At 69.9% G+C, this 25,365-nt stretch carries 23 protein-coding genes, 2 rRNA genes and 1 pseudogene; 13 read left to right on the top strand and 13 right to left on the bottom strand.

Going from position 1 to position 25,365, the window contains the following annotated elements; genetic code table 11:
* Positions 1 to 9: 9 nt before the first annotated feature.
* Complete coding sequence (gene ppc / locus ACIQ6S_RS02180) at positions 10 to 2,763, bottom strand: phosphoenolpyruvate carboxylase (RefSeq protein WP_397606911.1); 2,754 nt, start codon at positions 2,761 to 2,763, stop codon at positions 10 to 12.
* A 201-nt stretch (positions 2,764 to 2,964) separates the two neighbouring features.
* Between ppc and ACIQ6S_RS02175 the strand changes: the two genes are divergently transcribed.
* Positions 2,965 to 5,091 carry a M3 family metallopeptidase gene (locus tag ACIQ6S_RS02175; RefSeq protein WP_397607046.1) on the top strand — a complete coding sequence of 709 codons (2,127 nt, stop codon included), beginning with the start codon at positions 2,965 to 2,967 and terminating at the stop codon, positions 5,089 to 5,091.
* A gap of 103 nt (positions 5,092 to 5,194) precedes the next feature.
* Here the strand turns inward: ACIQ6S_RS02175 and ACIQ6S_RS02170 are convergent, their stop codons facing one another.
* Positions 5,195 to 5,872 carry a UPF0149 family protein gene (locus tag ACIQ6S_RS02170; RefSeq protein ID WP_397606910.1) on the bottom strand — a complete coding sequence of 226 codons (678 nt, stop codon included), beginning with the start codon at positions 5,870 to 5,872 and terminating at the stop codon, positions 5,195 to 5,197.
* Between the two features lie 77 nt (positions 5,873 to 5,949).
* Between ACIQ6S_RS02170 and ACIQ6S_RS02165 the strand changes: the two genes are divergently transcribed.
* Positions 5,950 to 6,681 (top strand): tetratricopeptide repeat protein, encoded by a 732-nt coding sequence (locus tag ACIQ6S_RS02165; RefSeq protein ID WP_397606909.1) that lies wholly within the window; start codon positions 5,950 to 5,952, stop codon positions 6,679 to 6,681.
* Positions 6,682 to 6,708: 27 nt separating this feature from the next.
* Here ACIQ6S_RS02165 and ACIQ6S_RS02160 read toward each other — a convergent pair whose 3' ends face one another.
* Together ACIQ6S_RS02160 and yihA are read right to left on the bottom strand one after the other, a co-directional pair.
* On the bottom strand, positions 6,709 to 8,073 hold the full coding sequence (locus ACIQ6S_RS02160; protein ID WP_397606908.1) for a glutamate--cysteine ligase: 1,365 nt from the start codon (positions 8,071 to 8,073) through the stop codon (positions 6,709 to 6,711).
* Positions 8,074 to 8,140: 67 nt separating this feature from the next.
* Positions 8,141 to 8,743: a ribosome biogenesis GTP-binding protein YihA/YsxC gene (gene yihA, locus ACIQ6S_RS02155; RefSeq protein WP_397606907.1), complete on the bottom strand. Its 603-nt coding sequence runs from the start codon at positions 8,741 to 8,743 to the stop codon at positions 8,141 to 8,143.
* A 200-nt stretch (positions 8,744 to 8,943) separates the two neighbouring features.
* On the opposite strand from yihA, the gene ACIQ6S_RS02150 reads away from it, so the two are divergent.
* The 3 genes from ACIQ6S_RS02150 to ACIQ6S_RS02140 all read left to right on the top strand — a co-directional run bounded on the left by ACIQ6S_RS02150 (position 8,944) and on the right by ACIQ6S_RS02140 (position 11,322).
* On the top strand, positions 8,944 to 9,780 hold the full coding sequence (locus tag ACIQ6S_RS02150) for a c-type cytochrome (protein ID WP_397606906.1): 837 nt from the start codon (positions 8,944 to 8,946) through the stop codon (positions 9,778 to 9,780).
* A 92-nt stretch (positions 9,781 to 9,872) separates the two neighbouring features.
* Positions 9,873 to 10,565 carry a thiol:disulfide interchange protein DsbA/DsbL gene (locus tag ACIQ6S_RS02145; RefSeq protein WP_397606905.1) on the top strand — a complete coding sequence of 231 codons (693 nt, stop codon included), beginning with the start codon at positions 9,873 to 9,875 and terminating at the stop codon, positions 10,563 to 10,565.
* Positions 10,566 to 10,581: 16 nt separating this feature from the next.
* Positions 10,582 to 11,322, top strand: a complete 741-nt coding sequence (locus ACIQ6S_RS02140) for an endonuclease/exonuclease/phosphatase family protein (protein ID WP_397607045.1) — start codon at positions 10,582 to 10,584, stop codon at positions 11,320 to 11,322.
* A gap of 7 nt (positions 11,323 to 11,329) precedes the next feature.
* Here the strand turns inward: ACIQ6S_RS02140 and ACIQ6S_RS02135 are convergent, their stop codons facing one another.
* Positions 11,330 to 12,175, bottom strand: coding sequence for a sulfite exporter TauE/SafE family protein (locus ACIQ6S_RS02135; RefSeq protein WP_397606904.1), 846 nt, complete (start codon positions 12,173 to 12,175; stop codon positions 11,330 to 11,332).
* A 29-nt stretch (positions 12,176 to 12,204) separates the two neighbouring features.
* On the opposite strand from ACIQ6S_RS02135, the gene ACIQ6S_RS02130 reads away from it, so the two are divergent.
* The 3 genes from ACIQ6S_RS02130 to ACIQ6S_RS02120 are packed head-to-tail and all read left to right on the top strand — an operon-like array spanning position 12,205 to position 16,394.
* Positions 12,205 to 14,184 carry a transglycosylase SLT domain-containing protein gene (locus tag ACIQ6S_RS02130; protein ID WP_397606903.1) on the top strand — a complete coding sequence of 660 codons (1,980 nt, stop codon included), beginning with the start codon at positions 12,205 to 12,207 and terminating at the stop codon, positions 14,182 to 14,184.
* Positions 14,185 to 14,194: 10 nt separating this feature from the next.
* Positions 14,195 to 15,130 carry a complex I NDUFA9 subunit family protein gene (locus tag ACIQ6S_RS02125; protein ID WP_397606902.1) on the top strand — a complete coding sequence of 312 codons (936 nt, stop codon included), beginning with the start codon at positions 14,195 to 14,197 and terminating at the stop codon, positions 15,128 to 15,130.
* Positions 15,102 to 16,394 (top strand): multifunctional CCA addition/repair protein, encoded by a 1,293-nt coding sequence (locus tag ACIQ6S_RS02120; RefSeq protein ID WP_397606901.1) that lies wholly within the window; start codon positions 15,102 to 15,104, stop codon positions 16,392 to 16,394. The genes ACIQ6S_RS02125 and ACIQ6S_RS02120 overlap by 29 nt, the downstream gene beginning before the upstream one ends.
* Here the strand turns inward: ACIQ6S_RS02120 and ACIQ6S_RS02115 are convergent.
* Positions 16,354 to 16,761 carry a VanZ family protein gene (locus tag ACIQ6S_RS02115; protein ID WP_397606900.1) on the bottom strand — a complete coding sequence of 136 codons (408 nt, stop codon included), beginning with the start codon at positions 16,759 to 16,761 and terminating at the stop codon, positions 16,354 to 16,356. The two genes, ACIQ6S_RS02120 and ACIQ6S_RS02115, sit on opposite strands and share 41 nt — an antisense overlap.
* A complete protein-coding gene (locus ACIQ6S_RS02110) occupies positions 16,758 to 17,942 on the bottom strand; it encodes a class I SAM-dependent methyltransferase (RefSeq protein WP_397606899.1) in 1,185 nt (394 codons plus the stop codon). The genes ACIQ6S_RS02115 and ACIQ6S_RS02110 overlap by 4 nt, the downstream gene beginning before the upstream one ends.
* Before the next feature lie 105 nt (positions 17,943 to 18,047).
* Between ACIQ6S_RS02110 and ACIQ6S_RS02105 the strand changes: the two genes are divergently transcribed.
* The gene (locus tag ACIQ6S_RS02105; protein WP_397606898.1) at positions 18,048 to 18,815 is read left to right on the top strand and encodes a pteridine reductase; all 768 of its coding nucleotides are present in this window, start codon (positions 18,048 to 18,050) and stop codon (positions 18,813 to 18,815) included.
* Between the two features lie 37 nt (positions 18,816 to 18,852).
* Here ACIQ6S_RS02105 and ACIQ6S_RS02100 read toward each other — a convergent pair whose 3' ends face one another.
* From ACIQ6S_RS02100 to tsaD, 4 genes are all read right to left on the bottom strand, one after another.
* Positions 18,853 to 19,683 (bottom strand): DUF6159 family protein, encoded by an 831-nt coding sequence (locus ACIQ6S_RS02100; protein ID WP_397606897.1) that lies wholly within the window; start codon positions 19,681 to 19,683, stop codon positions 18,853 to 18,855.
* 67 nt (positions 19,684 to 19,750) lie between these two features.
* Positions 19,751 to 20,245, bottom strand: a complete 495-nt coding sequence (gene folK / locus ACIQ6S_RS02095; RefSeq protein ID WP_397606896.1) for a 2-amino-4-hydroxy-6-hydroxymethyldihydropteridine diphosphokinase — start codon at positions 20,243 to 20,245, stop codon at positions 19,751 to 19,753.
* Complete coding sequence (gene folB / locus ACIQ6S_RS02090) at positions 20,242 to 20,595, bottom strand: dihydroneopterin aldolase (RefSeq protein WP_297867578.1); 354 nt, start codon at positions 20,593 to 20,595, stop codon at positions 20,242 to 20,244. Before folB ends, folK begins: the two co-directional genes overlap by 4 nt.
* 22 nt (positions 20,596 to 20,617) lie before the next feature.
* A complete protein-coding gene (gene tsaD, locus ACIQ6S_RS02085; protein WP_397606895.1) occupies positions 20,618 to 21,682 on the bottom strand; it encodes a tRNA (adenosine(37)-N6)-threonylcarbamoyltransferase complex transferase subunit TsaD in 1,065 nt (354 codons plus the stop codon).
* A 158-nt stretch (positions 21,683 to 21,840) separates the two neighbouring features.
* On the opposite strand from tsaD, the gene rpsU reads away from it, so the two are divergent.
* From rpsU to ACIQ6S_RS02065, 4 genes and pseudogenes are all read left to right on the top strand, one after another.
* Positions 21,841 to 22,056 carry a 30S ribosomal protein S21 gene (gene rpsU, locus ACIQ6S_RS02080; RefSeq protein WP_294066543.1) on the top strand — a complete coding sequence of 72 codons (216 nt, stop codon included), beginning with the start codon at positions 21,841 to 21,843 and terminating at the stop codon, positions 22,054 to 22,056.
* A gap of 76 nt (positions 22,057 to 22,132) precedes the next feature.
* Positions 22,133 to 22,582, top strand: a complete 450-nt coding sequence (locus ACIQ6S_RS02075) for a GatB/YqeY domain-containing protein (RefSeq protein ID WP_397606894.1) — start codon at positions 22,133 to 22,135, stop codon at positions 22,580 to 22,582.
* Positions 22,583 to 22,601: 19 nt separating this feature from the next.
* A pseudogene (gene dnaG / locus ACIQ6S_RS02070) lies at positions 22,602 to 23,939 on the top strand (DNA primase); the annotation flags it as partial.
* Between the two features lie 3 nt (positions 23,940 to 23,942).
* A complete protein-coding gene (locus ACIQ6S_RS02065) occupies positions 23,943 to 24,542 on the top strand; it encodes a hypothetical protein (protein ID WP_397607044.1) in 600 nt (199 codons plus the stop codon).
* A gap of 192 nt (positions 24,543 to 24,734) precedes the next feature.
* On the opposite strand, the gene rrf is transcribed toward ACIQ6S_RS02065, so the two are convergent.
* Both rrf and ACIQ6S_RS02055 read right to left on the bottom strand, forming a co-directional pair.
* Positions 24,735 to 24,847, bottom strand: a 5S ribosomal RNA gene (gene rrf / locus ACIQ6S_RS02060).
* A 122-nt stretch (positions 24,848 to 24,969) separates the two neighbouring features.
* Positions 24,970 to 25,365: ribosomal RNA gene (locus tag ACIQ6S_RS02055) — 23S ribosomal RNA — on the bottom strand; the annotation flags it as partial.

Raw genomic sequence — 25,365 nt, 5'->3', positions numbered from 1 at the left:
GGGGTGGGCTCAGCCCGTATTCTGCACGCCGGCGGCGATGCCGTTCACCGTGGCCGCCAGCGCGCGGAAGCGGGCGTCGTCGGGGCGCCCCGCGGCGCGCCAATCGCGCAGCAGTTCGACCTGCAGCAGGCTGATGGGGTCCACGTACGGATTACGCAGCCGGATCGAACGCGCCAGGCGGGCGTCGCCGGCCAGCAGGGCCGCGCCGCGCAAGGCTTCGACGCCCTGCACCGTGCGCTCGAACTCGGCGCCGATGTCGGCGAAGTAGCGCGCGTGGCGCTCGCCGGCCAGCTGCGAATAGGCCTCGAAGATGCCCAGCTCGGTCTTGGCGAGGATCATCTCGAGGTCGTCGAGCACGGTGTCGAAGAACGGCCAGTCGCGCGCCATCTCGACGAGTGCGGCGTCACCGAAGCGTGCACGCGCCGAGGCCAAGGCACTGCCCACGCCGTACCAGGCGGTGAGGTTGCTGCGGTTCTGGCTCCAGCCGAACACCCACGGGATGGCGCGCAGGCCATCGAGCCCCGCGCCGCGTTTGCTCGGCCGCGAACCGATGTTCAGACGCTCGATCACGTCGATGGGCGTGGCGTCGCGGAAGTAATCGACGAAGTCGGGGCGCTCGTACACGAGCTCGCGGTAGGCGGCACGCGAGACTTCGGACAGGTGGTCGGCGATCTCGCGCCACGCGGCCTCGCGCGGCTCCGGCGCTCGCGGTGCCAGGGTGGCGCGCAGCACGGCGGCGGTGGCCTGCTCGAGGTTGCGCAGCGCGAGCGCGCGCAGCCCGTACTTCCGGTGGATCACTTCGCCCTGCTCGGTGAGGCGAAGCACGCCGCCGACCGAGCCACGCGGACCGGCGATAACGGCGCGCTCCGTGCGCGTCCCGCCGCGCGAGACGGAGCCGCCGCGGCCGTGGAAGAAGCGGAGCTTCACGCCGAACTCGGCGGCCACCTCGCCCAGGCGCACCTGCGCCCGCTGCAGCGCCCAGCGCGCGGCCATCAAGCCGCCGTCCTTCGCGCTGTCGCTGTAGCCGAGCATCACCCACTGCAGGTCGCCGCGGGCCTTCAGGTGGGCGCGCCAGCGTGGGTCGGCGAGCAGGTCGCGCAGCGTGTCGGGCGCGGCGGCAAGGTCGTCGACGGTTTCGAACAGCGGCGCCACGTCGAGCGGCACGCGGCCGCGCGTATCCACCAGCCCCGACCAGCGCGCCAACGCCAACACCGCCAGCGCGTCCTCGGCGCTTCGGCTCATGCTGACGATGTACAGGCCGAAGGCGCTGGCGCCGTAACGCGCGCGGCCTTCGATCACGGCGCGGAACACCTGGCGCATGCGCAGCGCGGCCGGTGCCTCCTTCGGCAGCGCGCGGGCGGGCAGCGGTTGGCCGGGTTCAACCACCGGCAGCGCTTCGTCCAGCGCCGCGTGCAGGCGATCGACACGCGCGGCGCGGTCGCGTTCGACGAAACCGGGCTCGCCCAGCCATTCAGCGATCGCCTGCCGATGCACGTCGGCGTGCTGGCGGAGATCGAGCGCAGCGAGGTGGAAGCCCAACGCGGCCACGCGACGGCGCACGCGACGCAGCGCGAACACGCCGGCGTGCTCGCCGCGGCTGCCGAGCAGGCTGTCCTCGACGAGGGCGAGGTCGGCGTCGAGCGCGGCAGCATCGGGATAGCCGGTGAGGCGGTCCTCGCGGGTCGCGGTCAAGCGCGCTTGCACGAGGCCAAGGAACGCGCGGTACGGCGTGTCCTCGTACTGCAGGGCCTGCGGCCAGCGCGCCGCGTATTCCTCGAGCCGCGCCTCGAAGCCGGCGCTGAAGGCCACGCGGGTGCGCGACTGCGTCAGCATCGCCTTCAGGTGCTCGATGTCGCCCACGTAGGCCGACAGCACGCGCTGGCGCTGCTGGTGCTGGGTCGTGGCGATGGTCTCGGCGCCCACCGCCGGGTTGCCGTCCATGTCGCCGCCCACCCAGGTGGCGAAGCGCAGCAAGGCCGGCAGCTCCGGCACGCGGCCGTAAACCGCTTCGAACGCCACTTCGAAGGCCTCGAAGAACACCGGCAGCACGCGGTACAGCGGGTCGCCGAGGTAGTAGCCCACCTGGGCCGATTCGTCGGCCACCGTGGGCTTCTCCGGCGCGGCGCTCTCGGTCTGCCAACCGGCGGTGAGCGCGGTGCGGATCACCTCGCGGTCGGCGCGGGCTTCGGCCGGCGTGCGCGTGCCGTCGATGTCGGCGATCAGCGCCTGAGCAATGACGGCCTCTTTGTCGAGAAGTGCGCGGCGCACGGCCTCGGTCGGATGCGCCGTGAGCACCGGCTCGATGCGCAGCGCCGGCAGCAGGGCCAGCACCTCGTCCAGCCCGATGCCTTCGTCTTTCAGTCGCTGCAAGGCGTCCTGCAGCCCGCCGGGCTGCGCGCCCCCGCCGTGGCGCTGGTAGTCGCGCCGGCGGCGGATGCGGTGCACGCGCTCGGCCAGGTTCACCGCCGAGAAGTAGAGGGCGAAGGCGCGCACCAGGTCGGCGTGCTGCTCGGGCGGCAGGGCGCCCAGTTCGGCCTGCAGGTCGGCCAGCGGCGCGGCGTCCTCGCGGCGGCGGATGGCCGCGCGGCGTACGCGCTCGACGCGTTCAAGGAAGCCTTCGCCCCCCTGCTCGGCGAGGATCTCGCCCACCAGGCTGCCGAGGCGGCCCACGTCCTCGCGCAGGCGCGCGTCAGTGGGCGGGAAGTCGATGTCGCGGAGCCGGGGAGCGGACGCGCCGGCGGTGCGGGGATCAGGGCTGTTCATGTCCGGAATCTACCGCGTGAAGGCGTCGTGTGCGCCCGTGAATACGTGTGCACCACGGGCCGCCTCATCGCCGGTCGGCATGAGCTGAGGCATGACCAACGGGCTACGGGCCGTTAACGCCCGCCCGGTATCCTCGCGGCCCCTGTCCGTGCCTCCGAGCCCCACCCCGTGAAGATCCGCCTTGCCCCGAGCCGACTCGCCATGATCGTCGCCGCCGCCCTCGCCGCCACCGCCTGCAACAAGCCCGCCGAGGCCCCGGCGGATGTGCCCGCCGCGGAAGCCGCCGCGGTGAACGCTGCGAACCCCTTCTTCCAGCCCAGCGCCCTGCAATACCTCGCGCCGGATTTCGCCGCCATCAAGGACGAGCACTACGGCCCGGCCTTCGAAGAGGGCATGAAGCAGCACACGGCCGAGATCCGCGCGATCGCCGACAACGCCGAGCCCGCGACCTTCGAAAACACCATCGTCGCGATGGAGAAGAGCGGCGCGGTGCTGCAGCGCGTGGCCGCGGTGTTCTTCGGGTTGTCGTCGGCCCACACCAACGAGACCATCCAGGCCGTGCAGGTCGAGATGGCGCCGAAGCTCGCGGCGCATGAAGACGGCATCTACCTCGACGGGCCGCTGTTCGCCCGCGTGAAGTCGCTGTACGACGCCCGCGACACGCTCGGCCTCGACGCCGAGTCCGCCCGCCTGCTCGAGCGCAGCTACCAGGCCTTCGTGCGCGCCGGCGCGCAGCTCGACGAGGCCGGCAAGGCCCGCCTGCGCGAGATCAATGCGCGCGAAAGCAGCCTGACCACCGAGTTCAGCAACAAGCTGCTGGCCGCCACCAATGCCAATGCCGTCGTCGTCGACAGCCTCGATGCGCTGAAGGGCTTCTCCGAGGGCGACATCGCCGCCGCCGCCGAAGCTGCGAAGGCGCGCAATCTCGAGGGCCAGTGGCTGATCACGCTGCAGAACACCACGCGCCAGCCGGCCCTCGTGAGCCTCGAGGACCGCGCCGTGCGCGAGCGCGTTTGGCGCGCTTCGGCCGAACGCGGCACGCAGGCCGAGAACGACACCCGCCCCATCGTGCTCGAACTGGCCAAGCTGCGCGCCGAGAAGTCTGCCCTGCTCGGCTTCCCGAACTGGGCCGCCTACGTGCTCGACGACCAGATGGCGAAGACGCCGGAAGCGGCCTACAAGATCCTGACCGACCTCGTGCCGAAGGTCGTCGCCAATGCCCAGGCCGAGGAAGCCGAGATCGCCAAGGTGATGGCCGCCGACGGTGTCGAGGGTCCGGTGCAGCCCTGGGATTGGGAGTACTACGCCGAGAAGGTCCGCGCCGCGCGCTATGCACTGGATGCCGCCGAAGTGGCGCCGTACTTCGAGCTCGACCGCGTCTTCAACGACGCGATGGGCTACTCGATGAACCAGCTGTTCGGCGTCACCTTCAAGCCGCGCCCCGATCTGCCGGTCTACCACCCGGACGTCAAGGCGTATGAGGTGTTCGACGCCGACGGCAGCTCGATCGGCCTGTTCTACGCCGACTACTTCGCCCGCCCGAGCAAGCGTGGCGGCGCGTGGATGGGCAGCTACGTCTCGCAGAGCACCCTGCTCGGCCAGAAGCCGGTCGTCGTCAACGTGATGAACATCACCAAGGGCGCCGACGGCCAGCCGACCCTGCTGAGCTTCAGCGAGGTCACCACCCTGCTGCACGAGGTCGGCCACGCGCTGCACGGCCTGTTCGCCAACACCAAGTACCCGAGCCTCTCGGGCACGGCCGTGTCGCGCGACTACGTCGAGTTCCCGTCGCAGTTCCTCGAGGACATCGCTCTCGACCCGGCGGTGCTCGCCAACTACGCCAAGCACCACCAGACCGGCGAGCCGATCCCGGCCGAGCTGATGCAGAAGGTGATCGACGCCGGCGACTTCAACCAGGGCTTCGATTCGGCCGAGTACATCGCCTCGGCGCTGCTCGACCTCGACTGGCACACCCTGCCCGCCGACCAGATCCCGACCGACGTCGAGGCCTTCGAGAAGGCGTCGCTGGAGCGCCACGGCCTGGCCATCAACGCCATCCCGCCGCGCTACAAGAGCACCTACTTCGCCCACACCTTCGCCGGCGGCTACTCGGCCGGCTACTACGCCTACCTGTGGGCGGAAGTGCTGGCGGCCGACGCCTACTCGGTGCTGCAGCAGCGCGGTGGCCTGACCCGCGAGAACGGCGACGCCGTGCGCCGCGAGGTGTTCTCGGTGGGCAACACCCGCGAGCCGATGGAGAGCTACCGTGCCTTCGCGGGCCGCGACCCCGAGGTCGAGGCCCTGCTGAAGCGCCGCGGCCTGCAGTAAGCACCGGGGCGGGGCCGGCGCTTCCGGTCCCGCCACGAACAGCACGAAAGCGAAGGGCCCGCGCGAGCGGGCCCTTTCGTTGCCACCCGGCGAGAGCGCGCGCTCAGCTCTTGCCGCAGCAGGCCTTGTACTTCTTGCCCGAGCCACAGGCACAGGGGTCGTTGCGGCCCGGCGTCGCGTCCTTCCGCACCGGCTGCTTCGGCGTCTTGCGCTCCAGACCGCCGGCGTAGAGGTCGTGCAGCACGGCCGGCAGCTGGCCGACGATCGCCAGACGGCCCTCGTGGCCCGGCTCTTCGATGTCTTCCCCACCGGACAGCGACTGGATGAGATCGAGTGCCTCGGTGACCCACTCGTCCTTGGCCTCCCACTCGCCCCATTCGAACTCGTGGAAGCCCACGGCCTCGAGGAAGCCGTCGGCCCATTCCGCACCGACCGGGATGTCGTCCGCCGGCGGCGCTTCGCCGTCCTCGGGCACCCAGATGAAGGGCATGTCCTGATCGGTGAAGTCCTCCTCGCCCAGCTTCACCCGACGTTCGACCGCGGCCTTGAGGTGCAGGATCGGCGCGTAGTGCTCGTCGCGGTCGCGCGCGCCCTCCCAGCGCGGCTCCTTGCCCCACACGCGAGGCATCCAGTCGGCCTGCGAGATGGCCTCCGGCGACACCGCCACGCCGGAAAGGAAGCCGTCCAGCTGTTCGAGGCTCATGCCACCGAAGGGAATGGCGCGCTTTTCCAGCATCTGCGCCAGCGATTCGGCATCGGCATCGGTGAACACGTTCGACATGGTGGTGGCTTGGCAGTGCGGCAATGGGGCGACAGTATGCGCCCACCGCCCCTCGACCGCGCCGCAAGGCGCCCGCCATGCACCTCCTCGCCCTCCTGCACTTCGCCATCGCGATCTACTTCGCGATCCACGCCGTCCGCACCGGGCAGGGCCTCTACTGGGTACTCATCCTGCTGATGTTCCCGCTGCTCGGCAGCCTCGTGTACTGCTTCGCGATCTGGATGCCGGAGATGTCGCAGTCGCGCGGGGCGCGCCAGGCCGTCCGCACGGTGAAGCAGGCACTGCAGCCCACCCGCGAACTGCAGGACGCCAAGCTCGCGCTGGAGCAGGCCGACACCCTGCGCAACCGCCTGGCGCTCGGCGATGCCCTGGTGGCGCAGAAGCAGTGGGCGTCGGCACTCGAACAGTTCGAAGCGGCCCTCGCGCGCGACCCCGAGGCCCCTGACGTGCAGGCCCGCATCGCCGAAGTCGGCCTGTGGACCGGTGCCGCTGCCCGCGCACTCGACATCACCAACGCCTTGCTCGCTCGCACGCCCCCGTTCCGGCAGAACGACGTGCCGCTCAGCCACGCCCGGGCGCTGGCCGCACTGGAGCGCCGCGACGAGGCGCGCAGCGCGTTCATGGCCCTGCTCGACGAAACCGAAAACCTCGAAGTCGCCGCGCATTACGCCGAGTGGCTGAAGGTCTGGGGCGACTTCACCGCCGTGCGTGAACTGCGCGACGAAGCGCTGCGCCGCTACGAGCGGCTGCCGAAGCACAGCAAGGAGCTGCACCGCGAAGCGATCGCGCGCATCAAGGCGGCGAGCTGAACCCGCCGCGGCCGCGCGCGGCCGGGCTCAGTAGGCGAATTCCTTGAACAGCGGATCGACGCTGCCGTTCCATTCGCCGTGGAACAGCTCGAGCTTGCGCTCCGCGGCGGTCTGGTTCGCCAGCGCCATTTCGATCAGCGGCTCGAGGTACACCGCTTCGCTCGCGCCGCTGCGGTTCAGGCGCGAACGGCGCTTCAATCCGGCCTCGCTGATCTTGAGCGATTCCATCGCCAACTCGCGCATCGTCGCGCCGCGGAAGGGCAGCTTGAAGCCGTGGCGCGGCACGCCGTCGCGCAAGGCATGGCGCTCTTCCAGCGTGAAGTCCTTGACGAGGTCCCACGCGGCATCGAGCGCCGCATCGTCATACAGCAGGCCCACCCAGTAGGCGGACAGCGCGCAGATGCGATTCCACGGGCCGCCGTCGGCGCCGCGCATCTCCAGGTACTTCTTCAGCCGAACCTCGGGGAAGGCGGTGGTGAGGTGGTCGCTGAAGTCGCGCATCGACGGGCGCTCGCCCGGCAGCACGTCGAGCTTGCCGTCCATAAAGGCGCGGAAGCTCTTGCCAGCGGCGTCGATGTACTGGCCGTCGCGGTAGACGAAGTACATCGGGACGTCGAGCAGGTAATCAACATAACGCTCGAACGAGAAGCCGTCTTCGAACACGAAATCCAGCAGGCCGGTGCGATCGGCGTCGGTGTCGGTCCAGACGTTGCTGCGGAAACTCATGAAGCCGTTCGGCTTCCCTTCGGTGAACGGCGAATCGGCGAACAGCGCCGTGGCCACCGGCTGCAGCGCCAGCGAGACACGGAACTTCTTCACCATGTCGGCCTCGCTCGAGAAATCGAGGTTGGTCTGGATGGTGCAGGTGCGCGTCATCATGTCGAGGCCGAGCGAACCAACCTTGGGCATGTACTCGCGCATGATCTTGTAGCGGCCCTTGGGCATCCACGGCATCTCGTCGCGGCGCCACTTCGGCTGGAAGCCCATGCCGAGGAAGCCAAGCCGCAGCGGATCGGCCGCGGCCTTCACTTCATAGAGGTGCTGCGCGGTCTCGCGGCAGGTGTCGTGGATGGTCTCCAGCGGAGCGCCGGAGAGTTCGAGCTGGCCCGCCGGCTCCAGCGTCACCGAAGCCTTGTCCTGCACCAGCGCGATCAGGTGCCCGTTTTCCTCGACGCGCTCCCAGCCGAACTTGGCGATGCCCTCGAGCAGCGCGCGGATGCCGCGCTCACCCTCGTAGGGAATCGGCTTCAGGTCCTCGTGGCGGAAGCCGAACTTCTCGTGCTCCGTACCGATGCGCCAATCGGCGGGCGGCTTGTTGCCGGACGCCAGGTACTCGATCAGCTGCTCACGGCCCTCGATGGGCGTGGTCTTCTCGGCGCTCGGTCCGGACATTCGTGAAACCTTGGAGAGGGAACCCGACGACGATGGGGGCGGTGCGTGACGACCGCAAGGCGGCCCGTCACTCCGCCTTCGCGAGTCCCAGCCAGCCGCTGACCACCGCACGGGCCTCCTCGACGCCCAGCTTGTCGGGCGACGAGAACAACTGCGCCGAGGCCACCCCACCGAGCTCCTTGCGCACTTTCGCCAGGGTCTGGGCCTGCGCGCTGCGCGAGAGCTTGTCGGCCTTGGTCAGCAGCACGTGGCAGTTGAGGTTGCGACGGAAGGCGAAGTCCACCATCTGGCGGTCGTAGTCCTTGAGCGGGTGGCGGCTGTCCACCACCACCACCAGGCCCGTCAACGCCTTCCGGCTCTGGAAGTAGCCCTCGATGAAGGTCTTCCAATGCTCGCGCAGGTGCAGCGGCACCTCGGCATAGCCGTAGCCCGGCAGGTCGACGAGGTAGTGCTCCGGACGGACCTGGAAGTACACCAGCTGCTGGGTGCGGCCCGGGGTCTTGGAGGTCCGCGCCAGTCCGTTGCGCTGGCAGATCGCGTTCAGCGCGCTCGATTTGCCGGCATTCGAACGGCCGGCGAACGCCACCTCCTGCCCGGTGTCGTCCGGCAACTGGTGCGGCAGGTGCGCCGCCTTCAGGTACTCGGCGGTCTGCAGGTGGTTGGTGGCCATCGGGGGTCCTTGCGCGTTCGGCCGCAGAGTGTGGGGGTTGGCGGGCCACCCCGGAAGCCCGGCCGCCGACGGGCGGGCCCGGGCCCGCCCGGCATTCGTTGACCCGCCGCCGAGCCGGCTGGGATAATCCGCCGTCCTGCCGGTGCTTCGCCGCCCCGGCCCAGTTCCGTCTCACCCGCATTGAACACCGGAGTCTCCGCATGACGCTGAAGCGCATCCTTGCCGTTGGAGCCGCCGTGGGTACGGCGCTCGCCCTGGCCGGCGTCGCGATCGCCCAGTCGACCGAAGCCCCGGCCGCTGCACCCGCCGCGGCGGAAGCGCCGGCCGCCGAGGCTGCCGCTGCCGTGACGCCCGCCGCAGAAGCGCCCGTCGCGGTTGCCGCCGAGCTGCCGGCCGATGGCCCAGCCAACCCGGGCGATGCCACCGCCGGCGAAGCCAAGGCCGCGGCCTGCGCCGCCTGCCACGGTGCCGACGGCAACGCCGCCGACCCGCAATACCCGAACATCGCCGGCCAGCACGAGCACTACATCGCCCGCCAGCTGGCGCTCTTCAAGAGCGGCGAGCGTGACAACGCGATCATGCTCGGCTTCGCCGCCACGCTGTCCTCGCAGGACATGCGCGACATCGGCGCCTACTTCGCCAAGCAGGCCCCGCGCCCGGGCGTCGCCGACGAGACCGTGATCGCCGAAGGTCCGAACGCCGGTCGCAAGTTCTATCAGGTCGGCCAGAAGCTCTACCGCTCCGGCGACCCGGCGCGCGGCATTCCGTCCTGCGCCGCCTGCCACGGCCCGACGGGCGCCGGCGTGCCCGGTCCCAGCTGGCCGGCCCTGCATGCCCAGCACGCGCAGTACACCGCGCTGCAGCTGCGCGCTTTCCGCGACGGCGCGGTCTGGGGCAAGGATGGCAACGCCAACGCCATCATGTCGGCCGTCGCCCGGAACCTGAGCGACGAAGAGATCGACTCGCTGGCCAGCTACCTGCAGGGCCTGCACGACGTCCGCGACGCGGCCCCGGCCGACGCCACGGCCGCCCGCTGAACGGCGGCGGGAACTTTCCGCCCGCCCCGCGTTCTGAACTCCCGAGCCGGCGGCCTACCGCCGGCTTTTCATTTCCGACCCGAGGATTCCCGATGCTCCGCTCGCTGGCCCTGCTTGCCGCCCTTGCCGTTCCCGGTCTCAGCATCGCCCAGGCCGCAGCCGGCGCCCCGCGCCTCGGCACCGACTACGAAGTGATCTCCCCCGCCCAGCCCACCTTCGGCGCCCCGGGCAAGATCGAAGTGGCCGAAGTCTTCAGCTACCACTGCATCCACTGCGCTGACTTCCAGCCCTATGTGAACCGCTGGAAGGTCAAGCTCCCGGCCGACGTGCGCCTCACCTACGTGCACGCCGCCTTCGGTGGCGCCATCGACAACCTCGCCCGCGGCTTCTATGCCGCCGAGACGCTCGGGGCCACGGAGCGCACGCACGACGGCTTCTTCCGCGCCTTCCACGTCGACCGCAAGATCACGACCGGCAGCCCCGACGAAGTCGCGGACGTCTACGCAAGCCTCGGTCTCGACCGCAAGCAGGTGCTCGACACGATGAACAGCTTCGGCGTCACTTCCAAGGTGAACCGCGCCAAGCAGTTCGCGCAGCGCACCGGCGTGAACGCCACGCCGACGGTCATCGTCGCCGGCAAGTACCGCGTCAGTGCCACCTCCGACCGCGGCTTCGACGGCATGCTGCAGACGATCGACTACCTCGTCGCCCGCGAGCGCGCCTCGGCGCCGGCCCGTCCGGCCGCGGCGCCCGCCGCAGCGCCGAAGCCCGCCCCGGCCCGCTGAGCCCACGCCGCTGCGCCTGCTGAGCGCCAACATCCAAGCCGGCCACAGCACCCGCGCCTACCGCGATTACGTGGTGCGGGGCTGGGGGCACGTGCTGCCGAACGGCAAGCAGCGCAACCTGGATGCCCTGGCGGAGCTGGCCCGACCCTTCGACATCGTCGGCCTGCAGGAAAGCGACCCCGGCAGCCTGCGCTCCGGGTTCACCAACCAGACCCAAGCCCTCGCCGAACGCGGGGGCTTTCCGTTCTGGAGCCACCAACCCAACCGCCGCGTCAGCCGTATCGCCAGCAGCGCCAACGGCCTGCTCTCGCGCGTCTCGCCCACGACGGTCCTGGATTACGCGCTGCCCGGCCGACTGGGCGGCCGCGGCGTGATGCTCGCCCGATTTGGCGAAGGCGAGGCCGCCTGGACGCTCGCGGTCACGCATCTGTCGCTCGGCGTCGCCTCGCGCCGGCAGCAGCTCGATTTCCTTGGCGAGTTGCTCGCCGACGAGACGCGCCTCGTGCTGATGGGTGACTTCAACTGCCCGGCCACGTCGCGCGAGTTCGAAGGCCTGTACCGGCGCACCGCGCTGATGCCACCGCCCGAGCCGATCGCGACCTTCCCGAGCTGGGGCCCGACGCGCTCGCTCGACCACGTGTTCACCGCGGGCTTCCGGGTCGGCGAGTACCGCGCACTGCCGGCGGCAGGCTCGGATCACATGGCGGTGGCGGTGACGCTGGAACCGCTCGGAAACGTCTCGCCCGCCGCAGCCTGAAGCCGCGTCAGGGCCAAAGCAGCGCCACGCCCACCGAAGCCAGCGCGACGGCGAAGACCCGCGCCAGCGCCACGCCGCTCAGCCGATGCGCGAGGCGCACACCGTAAGGCGCCGCGAACCACGCCCCGAGGCCGATGCCGACCGCGGCCGGCACGTGCACGTGGCCCACCATCCCGAAGGCCTTCGTCGCCACGGCCGCAGCCGACGGAGGCGCCGCGCCGATCGACGGCACCAGTGCGTACGTCGCGGCACTGGCCAGCGCGATCACCACGCCGCAGGCGGAGGACGTGCCGACGGCGCGCACCGTCGCGACGCCGCGCGACACCAGCAGCGGCACGGTGAGGCTGCCGCCGCCGACGCCCACCACCGCCGACACCGCACCGATGATGGTGCCGGCCGCGCCCAACCATGGCCCACGAGGCACCGGGGTGATGATCGAATCGCCCAACGCGGCGGTCGCGGCGGGACGTGCGGGCCACGCCATGCGCACCCCCATCAGCAAACAGAAAACCCCGACCAGCGTGGCGAGGGTCGAACCGTCGACGCCGATCGCCCAAATGCTGCCGACGATGCCGCCGAACACCAGCCCGGGCGCCAACCACGCCACCGTCGGCCACAGCACGCTGCCGCGCTTGCGGTGCGCGTTCGCCGAGGCGCTGGCCGTGACGATGATCGATGCGAGGGACGTCGCGAGGGCGACATGCATGACATCGGAAGCGGGCACGTCGAACCATGGCAGCAGGGCGACCAGCGCCGCCACCAGCACGGTGCCGCCGCCGATGCCGAGCAACCCCGCGAGCACGCCCGCGACGATGCCGAGCAGCGGAAACCACAACCAGGTGAACTCAGGCATCACGCGGGGGCTCCGTTACACTGGCCGGCATGCGAAACCTCTTCTTTTCCGTCGCCCTGATCGGCGGCATTGTCGCGGCAAGCGCGGCTCAGGGCGAGTCGCCCTCCGTGCGGCGCTCCGAAGTGCAGGCTGCCTTCGAAGCGGCCGACCGCGGCCAACTCAAGCTGGCCGACGTCGCCCGCCTGCAGTCGCACCCCTTGTCCGGCTGGCTCGAAGTGCTGGTCCGCGAGCGCGAACTCCACCACATCAACCGCGAAACGCTCGGCGAACTGCTCGAAGACCTCGGCCCCCAACCCGCCGCCACGCGGCTGCGCCAAGCCTGGCTGCGGCGGGCGGCCGCCGAAGGCCGCTGGTCGGACTTCCTTGCCCACGACCGGCCCGGCGGCGACGTCACGCTGCAATGCTTCACGCTGCAGGCGAAGCTCGCCACCAACGCAGTCGACGCCGCCTGGGTGCAGGCCGCCACCGGCCTCTGGCTCAGCGCCGATTCCCAGCCCGCCGCCTGCGACCCGGTATTCACTGCGCTGGCCCAGCGCGGCGAACTCACGCCCGCGCTGCGCTGGCAACGCATCGAGCTCGCCGCGCGCGCCGGCAACACCGGCCTGATGCGCGCCGCGGCGCGCAACCTGCCCGAAACCGAGCTGGCACTGATCCGCGACTACGCCGCGTTCATCGATGCCCCGCACGCCCGCGCCGCGCAATGGCCGAAGGACAACCGCAGCCGCGCGATGGCCGAGATCGGCCTGTCGCGCCTCGCGCGCCGCGATCCGGGTGCTGCCGAGCGCGCCTTGGCCTCCAACGCTTCGCTGCTGCCCGCCGGCAGCCGCGAGCACGGCGCCGTGCGCGCCGCCATCGCGCTGTGGACCGCCGCCAGCTACGGCGCGGAGTCGGCGCGCCGGCTCGCCGCCGTGCCCGACGCGGCCTTCGACGAAGCCCTGCACGGCTGGGCCGTGCGCGAAGCGCTGGCGCGTGGCGACCGCGCCGGGGCACTGAAGGCCATCGAACGCATGCCCGCCGCGCTGCGCGGCACCGCGCAGTGGCAGTACTTCGAAGCGCGGCTGCGCGAGGACCTCGGCGATGCCGCGGCCGCCGCGCCGCTGTTCGCCGCTGCCGCCAAAAGCCCGACCTTCCACGGCTTCCTCGCCGCCGATCGCGCCGGCACGCCCTACGCGCTGTGCCCGCGCGACCCCTCGGATGACGCGCGCCTTGGCCGCGACGTCGAGCGCAACGCCGCGCTGGCCCGCGCCATCGAACTGTTCCGCATCAAGCGCCCCGCGCTGGCCGCGCTGGAGTGGCAGGCGGCGGTCGAGCGCATGGACGACACGCGTCGCGTACTCGCCGTGCAGAAGGCCATGCAGGCGCGCTGGTACGACCGCGCGCTCTTCGGCATGCCGGCGAATCCGCAGGCGCTGCAGTACTACACGCTGCGCTTCCCGCTGCACCACGAGACGCTGATCCGGCGCGAGTCCCGCAAGAATGGCCTCGAGCCCTCGCTGGTGGCGGCACTCACCCGCGCCGAGAGCGCCTTCATGCCGGAGGCGCGCTCGCCCGCCAACGCGCGCGGCCTGATGCAGCTCCTGCCGTCGACGGCGGAAGGCGTGTCGCGGCGCCTCGGCTTGCCGTGGCAGGGCGCCGACAGCCTGTTCCGCCCCGAATTGAACGTGCCCTTGGGCACCGCCTACCTCGCCCAGCGCATCGGCGACAACGGCGGCCTCGCCTACCGCGCCATCGCGGCCTACAACGCCGGCCAAGGCGCGGTGCAGCGCTGGATGGCTGCGCGTCCGGCGCTGCCCGCCGACTACTGGATCGAGACCATCCCGTTCAAGGAAACCCGCGAGTACGTGCCGCGCGTGCTGGCCTTCAGCGTGATCTACGACTGGCGCCTCGACGGCCGCACCCGCTCGCTCACCGATCGCCTCGAAGGCCGTGACGAACACGTGCCACGGCAGTTCGCCTGCACCGCCTCGCCCGACGCCGCCGCGTCCACGGCCACTCCCACCGCCCGCTGAAGGTCCGACCATGAAGATCACCCTGCTCGGCGCCACCGGTTTCGTCGGCCGCGTCCTCCTCGCCCGCCTCGCGCAGGAAGGCCACCAGCTCACGGTGCTTTCGCGCAATCCGCACGCCCACCTCGTGCGACTGCTGCCGCCCGGCACGCGCGTGGTCACCGGTGACGTCTACGACCCCGAACTGCTGAAAGCGAACTTCATCGGTGCCGACGCCGTCATCAACCTCGTCGGCATCCTCAACGAAGCGGGTGACAACGGCCGCGGCTTCCATCGCGCGCACGTGGCCCTGACCAAGCTCGTCGTCGCCGCCTGCCAGCTCGCGGGCACGAAGCGGTTGCTGCAGATGAGTTCGCTCAACGCCGGTCGCGGCGACAGCTTCTATTTGAAGACGCGCGGTGAAGCGGAAGCCGCGGTGAAGGCCAGTGGGCTGGATTGGACGATCTTCGAGCCGTCGGTGATCTTCGGCATCGGCGACGGCTTCTTCTGCCGCTTCGCCGAACTGCTGAAGCTGAGCCCCGTGCTGCCACTGGCCAAGGCCGGAACGCGCTTCGCCCCGGTCTACGTCGGCGACGTGGTCGAGGCGATGCGCCGCGCCCTGCATTCGCGCAGCACTATCGGGCAGGTCTACGAGCTCTACGGCGCCGATGTGATGACGCTCGGCGACCTCGTGCGCCTGACCGCGCGGCAGCTCGGGCTGAAGCGGGTGGTGGTGCCGCTGCCCGACGCGCTGGCGCGCCTGCAGGCCTTCGCCTTCGACTTCGTGCCCGGCAAGCCGTTCTCCTCCGACAACTACCGCTCGCTGAAGCTCGATTCCGTCGGCGCCATCGACGGCCTGCACCAGCTCGGTATCGAGCCGACGCGCATCGGCCAGCAGCTCGCCACGATCCTGGGCTCGCCGGCCGAAAAGCAGCCGCGCTATGACCGCTACCGCAGCGTTGCCCGCTGACGCCACGGTCTACCTCGTGGGCGGCGCGGTACGCGACGCCCTGCTGGACCGTGCGCCCGGCGATCGCGACTGGGTGGTGGTCGGCACCGACGCCCAAGCCATGCGCGCGGCGGGCTTCAAGACCGTCGGCGCCGATTTCCCGGTCTTCTTGCATCCGGCCACGGGCGAGGAATACGCCCTGGCCCGAACCGAGCGCAAATCCGGGCGCGGCTACACCGGCTTCGTCGTCCACGCCGATCGCACGGTGACGCTCGAAGATGACCTGCGTCGCCGCGACTTCACCATCAATGCGATCGCGCAAGCGGACGACGGCACGTTGGTCGATCCGCTGGGGGGCCGCGCCGACCTCGAAGCGCGCGTGCTGCGCCACTGCAGCCCGGCCTTTGCGGAAGACCCGTTGCGCGTACTGCGCGCGGCGCGCTTCATGGCGCGCTTCGCCCCACTCGGCTTCCGCGTGCACGAGGACACGCTCGCCCTGATGCGCGGCATGGTGGAGGCCGGCGAGCTCGCCCACCTCGTGCCCGAACGCGTCTGGCAGGAGCTCAAGCGCGCGCTCGGGGAAGCGCGGCCGTCCGCCTTCCTGCAAACCCTGCGCGCCTGCGGCGCGCTGGCCGTCGTGCTGCCCGAGGTCGACGCGCTCTACGGCGTGCCGCAGCGCGCCGAGTACCACCCGGAAGTCGACACCGGCGTGCACGTCGAGATGGTCGTCGACATGGCCGCTCGGCTCGCGCCGGGTGACGCCGCGATCGGCTTCGCCGCGCTCACGCACGACCTCGGCAAGGCGCTGACGCCCGCTGAGGTCCTGCCGCGCCATCCGATGCACGAGCACGCCGGCCTGAAACCGCTGGCCGCGCTTTGCGCGCGGCTGAAGGTGCCGAACGCCGAAGCCCAGCTCGCCACCGACGCCTGTCGCGAACACCTCAACGTGCACCGCTTCGACGAACTGCGCGATGCCACCGTCCACGAACTGATCGAACGCTGCGGCGGCCTGCGCCAGGGCTCGCGCATCGACGCGCTCGCCCTCGTCTGCGAAGCCGACAAGCGCGGGCGTCTCGGCCATGCTGAATCCGACTACCCGCAGGGCCGCGCGCTGCGCGCCTGCCGTGACGCCGCCCTCGCCCTGCAGGCGAAGGACGTGATGCGCGAAGGCCTCGCCGGGCCCGCCATCGGCGAGGCCTTGAAGAAGGCCCGCATCGCGGCGATCGGCGCCGCGCGTCGCAGCCTCAGCGGCGGAACCGCGCCTCCAGCCACGCCGGCAGGTTGAGCGCAAGTCCGAGCGCCGTCCCGAGGCCCACGCCGACGGCGTTCGCCACGAGGTCGAGCCCGTCGCGCTGTCGGTCCACGGTGAATGCACCCTGCGCCCATTCCATCGCGGCGCCGAGCACCAGCAGCGCGAGCAAGGCCCGTCGCCGCCCTGCCGTCGAGGCGAAGCAGCCCATCGCCCACCAAGCCAGCGCGGCATAGGCCAACGCATGGTTGAGTTTGTCGGCATGCGGGAACATCGGCGCGGCCCCGGGCACCGGCGGACCGAGCGACAGCACGAGGCAGAGCACCCACCCGAACGCCCAGAGCGCCAGCCACGCGCCGCGCCAACGCAGCCCATCGACAGGCGCCACCGCCCCGCCGCTCACAGCCGCCTCGACAGCTCGCCGAAGGCGAAGGCGGCCGAAAGGTCGACGTCGCGGGTAAAGCCCATCACCTGGAAGCGCTCACCCATCTCGCCGGGCATCGTCAGCTTGCGGATCTCGTTGATGCGGCGGTAGCGCTCGCGATCATCGATCAAGGCCTCGGCCTCGGCGATGCGCTGCGGCAGGCCATTGGCGATCAGGAAGCTCGACTGGCTGCAGTAGCCAGCGAAGTCGAAACCGGCATTCGTGCCGGCTTCGGCCAGCGCGGTGAAATCGACGAAAGCGGTGATGTCCTGCAGGCCGGGCAGGAAGAACGGATCGCCATGCGCACGGTGGCGGTAATGGCAGACCAGCGTTCCATCGTTGCGCTCCGGCAGGTAGAACTCGCGGCGCGGGTAGCCGTAGTCGACGAACAGCATGGCGCCGTGCTTCAGCAGGCCGCCGATCGCCTGGATCCAGTAAGGCAACTGCGGCAGCACCTCCGAGCGGTAGCCGTCGGGCAGCGGCGCGCCGAGCGTGCGCTCGACGTGGCGCACCGCCGCACGCACCAGGGCGTCGGCGGGCTGGTCGACGCGGATGAAACCACCGTTCGCATCGAGGCTGACGAACTCCTCGTACACCTCGCCCTCGTGGATGGCGAAGCGCGTGGTCGGCAGCGCGTCCAGCACTTCGTTGGCGAACAGCACGCCGGCCCACTCGCCCTCCGGCGGGCCGTCCAGCCAGTCGCAGCGCGCGAACACGGCCGGCGGCAATTGCTCACGCAGCCGCTGCTGCTGGCGTTGCCGCAGGTCGGCACTGGGCTCGAGGATGGCGTAGCGCTCGGGCAACACGCCGAGGCGCTCCGCATGCTGCAGGAAGGCCACGGCGAACGCCCCGCTGCCGCCGCCGAGCTCGAGGAAGCCCGGATGCGGCAGACCACGAAGGATCGGCGACACCGCCTCGCAGACGCACTCCGCGAACACGTTGCCGAGCTCGGGCGAGGTGATGAAGTCGCCGGCTTCGCCGAACTTGCTCGCCCCGGCGCTGTAGTAGCCGAGGCCCGGCGCATACAGCGCGAGCTCCATGAAGCGTGCGAACGGAATCGCACCGCGCTCGTGGCGGATTGCCGCCGCCAGGAACTCGACCAGTCTTGCGCTGTGCTCGCGCGCTGCGCCGCCCGGTTCAGGCAGGCCGAAAGTGCTCATCAATCCGCTCGTCGTCGATCAGGCGCAAAGGATACCGCCCCGGCCTGCACGTCCGGCCGACGGGCGCAGGGGGCATGATGTCAGGGTCGCCAGAACCCGATGCCGATGACCCCCGAGACCCGCCTTCCGCCGTCCTCCGCGACGGCCCCCGTCGCCTTCATCACCGGCGCCGCCAAGCGCGTCGGCGCGGCCATCGCGCGGCACCTGCATGCGCGGGGATTCGATCTCGTGCTGCATCACCGCGCGTCATCCGCGGAAGCCACGTCCCTTGCGGCCGAACTCGAAGCACAGCGGGCCGGCAGCACCCTCGTCGTGCAGGCGGAACTGGGCGACACCGGCGCCCTGCCTGGCCTCATCGACGCCGCGATCGCGCGCTTCGGCCGTTTGGACGCCCTGGTCAACAACGCCTCGGCGTTCCATCCGACCCCGATCGGCCAGGCCTCCGAGGCCGACTGGAACGCGCTGTTCGACAGCAATGCCAAGGGCCCGTTCTTCCTTGCCCAGGCCGCCGCTCCGCACCTGCGCGCCGCCGGCGGTGCCATCGTCAATCTCGTCGACGTCTACGGCGAGCGCCCGCTGGCGAGCCACACGATCTACTCGATGGCCAAGGCGGCCAACGCGATGCTGGTGAAGTCGCTGGCGGTCGAACTGGGCCCCGAGGTGCGCGTCAACGGCGTGTCGCCGGGCGCCATCCTCTGGCCCGACGCGGGCAAGTCCGAGGCGGCCAAGGCCGCGATGCTGGCCAAGACCGCCCTGAAGCGCGTTGGCGCGCCCGAGGACATCGCCGAGGCCGTGCGCTGGCTGCTGCAGGACGCCCGCTACACCACGGGCCAGATCCTCGCCGTCGACGGCGGGCGCCTGCTCAATCTCTGAATGCGCGACCCGGCGCGAGGCCGGGCCGCGCCATGACTCACTTGTGGCGGAACGCGCCCTGCAGGGTCGCACCATCGAAGCCGAGCGGGGCCTGCCCGTCCACGGCGAAGCGGTACACCGCCGCCTGGTAGATGCCCGCAAGCGCTGCCTGCGTCACCGCCAGCGCGATCACCGCGATCACCACCAGCGCGCCGATGATGATCGCCGCCGTCGCGCCGGCCGTCAGCGCGGCCGCCACCACCAGGCCCGCGCCGAGCAGGATCACGGCCAGCGTCAGCAGGCCGAAGGCGAAACCGAGGCCGACGTTGCCGATCAGGTTCTCGCCCCAGCTCTTCTTCAGCAGGCCGAAGCTCTCCTTGATCGCATCGATCGGGCCGACGTTCTGCGCCACCAGCACCGGCACCACGAGGAAGGTCGAGACCGTCCAAGCCGCACCGAGCAGACGGGCCACCATCGCGCCGAGCCACTCGCTGCGCTGTTCCAGCGCCTTGATGAGCAGGCCGACGACCGCCGCGATCACCGCGTAGCCGACGATCGCGCCGAAGCGCTCGCGGGCGATGCGCAAGCCGTCGGCCACCGTCGGGTCACCACCCTCGAGCCGGATCAGGGCCGCGCCAACCAGCGCGCTGTTGAAGAAGAAAATCACCGTGAACTGGGTGACGTAGAACAGGAAGCCGACGACGATCGAGATCGGGCCGGCACCGCCGTCGAACAGCCCCGTGAGAAAACTCGGCACCAGGAAGGTGGCGGCCACCAGGGTCGCGGCGATCGACGAGATCACCGGGAACCACAGCAGTTCCTTGTCGGCGCGCAGGACGGCGGCGCTGGCCTTCACGAGGGACCAGCTGCGGGCGAACTTCTCGAACATGGGGCGCTCCGGGGGTTGGATTCACACCAGTATCACGCCATCCGCGACGTCGCGGTACTGACGAAGGTCACCCGAGGTCGAGCGCCTCGACGGCCGGCGGCGAAGCCGACTCAGGATGGGCCGCCCAGAGCGCGGCCAGGGTCCGGCCCTGCACCGGGTCGACGAAGTCCGGGGCGATGTCGGCGAGCGGCTTCAGCACGAAGGCGTGCTTGAGCTCCGGACGCGGCAGTTGGAGGTTGCCCTCGCCGCGCATCACCCGGTCATCGAAATAGACGATGTCCACGTCCAGCGTCCGCGAGGAGAAACGCGGCACGTCGCGGCGGCGGCCGTGGCGGTCCTCCAGCGCGTGCAGCCAGTCGTTCAGGGCCTGCGGCTCCAGATCGCTGCGAATGGCCGCGGCGCAATTCAGGAAATCCGGCCCGTCGAAGCCCGCCGCCGGCGTGCGGTAGACCGGCGAAACGACGACCTCGCCGAAGCGCGCCCGCAGCTCGTCCACCGCGGCGCGGAGAAACCGCTCCGGTTGCTCGTTGCTGCCGAGGCTCAGCAGCGCGAAACCGCTCACGCCCGCGTCCGCTCGATCAGGATGCCGACGGCCTTGGCGCCGCGAACAGCGCCCGGCTTCGACAGCTTCAAGCGCACCCACGGCACGCCGAACTCGCCGGTGATGATGGCAGCGCATCGTTCGGCCAGCGTCTCCACTAGCCCGAAATCGGACTCGCCGACGAACTGGATCAGTCGCTTGCTCACCGCCTTGTAGTCGAGCGTGTCCTCGATGGCGTCGCTGGCCGCGGGCTTGCGGTTGTCGAAGCCCATCTCGATGTCCAGCACGATCGGCTGCTTGATGCGCCGTTCCCAGTCGTAGATGCCGATCGTGCACTCGATCTCGAGCGCCTCGATGAAGACCTTGTCCATCGGAATTCCTTGCAAAGGGCGCTCAGCCTGCCACCGGCGATGGCAAGGCGGCGACAGCATCGAGCGTGGCCATGTCCCAGCGCGGCTGCACGCGGAACTCGAGGTCGCGCTGTCCGGCGGCGAGACGGGTCGCGCCGGCGAAGGCGATCATCGCGCCGTTGTCGGTGCAGAACTCGAGCCGCGGGAAGCTCACCGCCACCTTGCGCTTCGCCGCCAAGGCCGCGAGGCGCGCCCGCAGCTGGCGGTTCGCGCCGACGCCGCCCGCCACCACCAGCGCCTTCATGCCGGTTTCGCGCAAGGCGCGTTCGCACTTGATCGCCAGCGTTTCCGTCACCGCGTCTTCGAACCCGAGGGCGAGATCCGCTTTGGTGGTGTCGGTCTGGTCCGACGCCTTCCACGCCAGCAGCACCTGGGTCTTCAGGCCGCTGAAGCTGAAGTCGAGGCCCGGCCGGTCGGTCATCGGCCGCGCGAACTTAAAGCGACTCTCGCGACGCCCCTCGGCCTCGGCGGCGGCCCGCCCCTGCAGGGCAAGCGCGGCGAGCTGCGGGCCACCGGGATAAGGCAAGCCAAGCATCTTCGCGGTCTTGTCGAAGGCCTCGCCGGCGGCGTCATCGAGCGTCTCGCCGAGCAGCGTGTAGCGACCGATGCCCTCCACCGCGACGAGCTGCGTGTGGCCACCCGAGACCAGCAGGCACACGAAAGGCGGCGGCGCGGCACCCGGCTCCAACAGCGGCGAGAGCAGATGGCCTTCCATGTGGTGCACGCCCACGCTGGGCACGTCCAGGGCCCAGGCCAAGGCCCGCCCTGTGGCGGCGCCGACCAGCAAGGCCCCGATGAGGCCCGGCCCCGCCGTGTAGGCGACACCGTCGAGGTCGGAGACCGCCACGCCGGCCTCCGCCAGAGTCTGGCGCACCAGGGGCAGCAGCTTGCGGACGTGATCCCGACTGGCGAGCTCCGGCACCACGCCGCCGTATTCGGCATGCAGGGTCACTTGGCTGTAGAGCGCATGCGCGCGCAGGCCGCGGACCGTGTCGTAGACGGCCACGCCGGTTTCGTCGCAGGAGGATTCGAGGCCGAGGACGATCATGGGCTGCGCAAGGCATGGGCGGCCGGCGTGGCGTGCCGGAGGGCAGCGGCGGCCGGTCCTGAACAGGGGGCCGGGCCGACTTGCACCGCCCCGGAAAGCCCGCGTATCATACGCGGCTCACCCGGAGCACCGGGTATTTTGTCCACCCGAGAACCCCTATGCCCAACGTCAAAGTCCGCGAGAACGAGCCGTTCGAGTTCGCGCTCCGTCGTTTCAAGCGCACCTGCGAAAAGGCCGGCGTCCTCGCCGAGACGCGCAAGCGCGAGTTCTATGAAAAGCCGACGCAGGAGCGCAAGCGCAAGGCCGCTGCCGCCGTGAAGCGCCAGCTGCGCCGCTCGTCACGCGACGTCACCAAGCGCCAGCGCCTCTACTGAGCGCGGCGCCTGCCGCAAGAAGCCGGCCCGCCCTTGGCGTCGCCGGCTTTTTGTTTTTCCAGCCCCGGAGAATCCCATGTCCCTCAAGCAGAAGCTCACCGACGACATGAAGGCCGCGATGAAGGCGGGCGAGAAGGATCGCCTTGCCACCATCCGCCTCATCAACGCCGCCCTGAAGCAGAAGGAAGTCGACGAGCGCATCGAACTCGATGACGCCGCCGTGCTCGCCGTGCTCGAGAAGATGGTCAAGCAGCGCAAGGACTCGATCACCCAGTATGAAGGCGCCGGTCGCGACGACCTCGCCGCCGTCGAGAAGGCCGAGATGGCGATCATCCAGGCCTACCTTCCGGCCCAGCTCTCCGAGGCCGAGATCGACGCCGCCATCCAGGCTGCGATCGCCGAAGCCAACGCCGGCACCGGCCCGGCCGCGATGGGCAAGGTCATGGGCGTGCTGAAGCCGAAACTCGCGGGCAAGGCCGATATGGGCCTCGTCTCGCAGCGTCTGAAGGCCGCGCTCGCCGGCTGAGGGCGCGTAAGCTGCCCCCATGGCCGGCCGCATCCCCGACAGCTTCATCGATGGACTGCTCGCTCGCGTCGATATCGTCGAGCTGATCGGCTCGCGCGTACCGCTCAAGCGCAAGGGCAAGGAATACACCGCCTGCTGCCCCTTCCACGACGAGCGCACGCCGTCGTTCTACGTCAGCCCGACGAAGCAGTTCTACCACTGCTTCGGCTGCGGCGCGCACGGCACGCCGATCAAGTTCCTGATGGAGTACGACCGCCTCGAGTTCGTCGACGCGGTGGAGGAACTGGCGAAGCGGCTCGGCCTCGAAGTACCCCGGGAGTCGGGCAGCGGACGCGAAGCGCCGCGCGAAGGCCAGGACCTCTACGCCGCGTTGGATGCCGCGCAGAAATACTTCCAACGCGAGCTCGCGAACAGCGAGGTCGCGAAGCGCTACCTCGACAAGCGCGGCCTCGATGCCGCGACCATCGAGAAATTCGGCATCGGCTGGGCACCCGAAGGCTGGAACGGCCTCATCGATGCGCTCGGCAAGGGCGATGCCCGCCGCATCGACCTGCTCGACAAGGCGGGCCTGCTGTCGAAGAACGATAGCGGCCGCACCTACGACAAATTCCGCGCCCGTGTGATGTTCCCGATCCACGATCGGCGTGGGCGCGTGATCGCCTTCGGCGGTCGTGTCATCGAGAAAGACGACGGCCCGAAGTACCTGAACTCCCCGGAGACGGTGCTGTTCCACAAGGGTCGCGAGCTCTACGGCCTGTGGCACGCGCGCCAGGCGCACAGCAAGGTGCCGCGGCTGATTGTCGTCGAGGGCTACATGGACGTCGTGTCCCTGTGGCAGTTCGGCATCACTACGGCCGTCGCCACACTCGGCACCGCGACCACGCCGGACCACGCAGAACTGCTGTTCCGCAATGCCGCCGACGTCTACTTCTGCTTCGATGGTGACGCTGCCGGCAGACGCGCGGCGTGGAAGGCGCTGGAGTCGGTGTTGCCGCGCATGACCGATGGCCGACAGGCGTTCTTCCTCTTCCTCCCCGAAGGCGAGGATCCCGACACCGTCGTCCGCTCGCAGGGCGCCGCTGCCCTCGACGCCGCACTCGCGGCAGCGCAACCGCTCAGCGAGTTCTTTTTCGCGCAGCTCTCCAGCGACGTCGACCTCTCCAGCGCCGATGGCAAATCACGACTGGCCGAGCGCGCCAAAGCGTTCATCGCGCGTATTCCGGACGGCGAGTTCCGCGATCGCATGCAGGCCCTCTTGGTTCAACGCACCGAAGTGGGCTTCCACTCGAGCGCGAAGCTCGCCGATTTCACCCGTGAGCTGGTGGAACTCGGCAGCCAGATCCAGCGCGACGCGCTCGACATGTCCCAAGGGCGCATGCCGGAGGGGTATCTCGTCAGCGTCCCGCAGTGGGCGAACGGCGGGGCAATCGGCCGAGGAAATGGGGGCGAACGCGCGGCACGGTTCGAGCGAGGCGGCCCCGGTGGTCGACGCCCTCGCACGGCGGCCGACCGCATCCTTGCGGAGCTGCCCACGCTGAGCGCTCCGCGCCCAGCGGGCGTCGATCATCGACGCAGCCTCGTGCGAACGGCGATCAGCCTGCTGCTGACCCGGCCTTCGCTGGCCGCCGAGGTCGAACATCTGGACTGGATCGAGACGCTCGACCAGCCCGGTGTCCCTCTGTTCGTCGAACTGGTGCACCTCGCGTTGCAGCGCCCCGGCCTTAGCACCGGCGCCCTGCTCGAAGCGTCAGCCTCCAACCCGCAAATCGACGCGCTTCAGAAGCTAGCGGCCCAACCGCTGGCCGGCGACGACGCAGGGCTACTCGAGGACTTCCGGGGTTGTGTAAGGAAACTGCGCCAACAGGCGATCGAGCAGCGCGTCGAATGGTTGAAGGCGCAACCGTCGCTTGATGACGAAGGGAAATCGGAGCTGCGCGCCCTGCTGTCGCAGCGAGTCTGATCGGCAAGCATCAACCCCGAGGTGCCTCTGGCACTTCGCGCGAAAGATGTAAGGCCCCCGCTCACCATGCGCGATCCCGGGAATCATGAGGGGTCACCTGCTGATCCCTTATCGCTGCGGTGTTTTCTTGCGCGATTTCTCCGCCCCAAAGAAAAACCCCTCCGGGGATCCCGGAGGGGTTTTGGTGTAAGGCCCTGGCGATGACCTACTCTCGCATGCGGATGCACACTACCATCGGCGCGTGCGCGTTTCACTTCCGAGTTCGGGATGGGATCGGGTGGTTCCACGCAGCTATGTTCACCAGGGAGAGGGTGGAGGGTCGCTATTGCCTTAGGGCTCAAGCGCTCACGCTCTCATAGGGTCTTGTGACGTAACAGTTTGGTTTGACTTGTCTTCTGTGTCGAAGGGCAAGGCAACTTGAGGTTATATGATCAAGCCACACGGATCATTAGTATCGGTAAGCTCAATGCATTACTGCACTTACACACCCGACCTATCAACGACGTAGTCTTCATCGTTCCTTTAGGGGACTTGTGTCCCGGGAGATCTCATCTTGAGGCGCGCTTCCCGCTTAGATGCTTTCAGCGGTTATCGCTTCCGAACATAGCTACCCGGCAGTGCCACTGGCGTGACAACCGGTACACCAGAGGTTCGTCCACTCCGGTCCTCTCGTACTAGGAGCAGCCCCTCTCAAATCTCCAACGCCCACGACAGATAGGGACCGAACTGTCTCACGACGTTCTGAACCCAGCTCGCGTACCACTTTAAATGGCGAACAGCCATACCCTTGGGACCGACTACAGCCCCAGGATGTGATGAGCCG

The sequence above is a fragment of the Silanimonas sp. genome, from assembly GCF_044377035.1.
Taxonomy (GTDB): domain Bacteria; phylum Pseudomonadota; class Gammaproteobacteria; order Xanthomonadales; family Xanthomonadaceae; genus Silanimonas.
The sequence above is the reverse complement of the archived record's forward strand: the minus strand, read 5'-3'. Positions and strand labels throughout refer to the sequence as shown.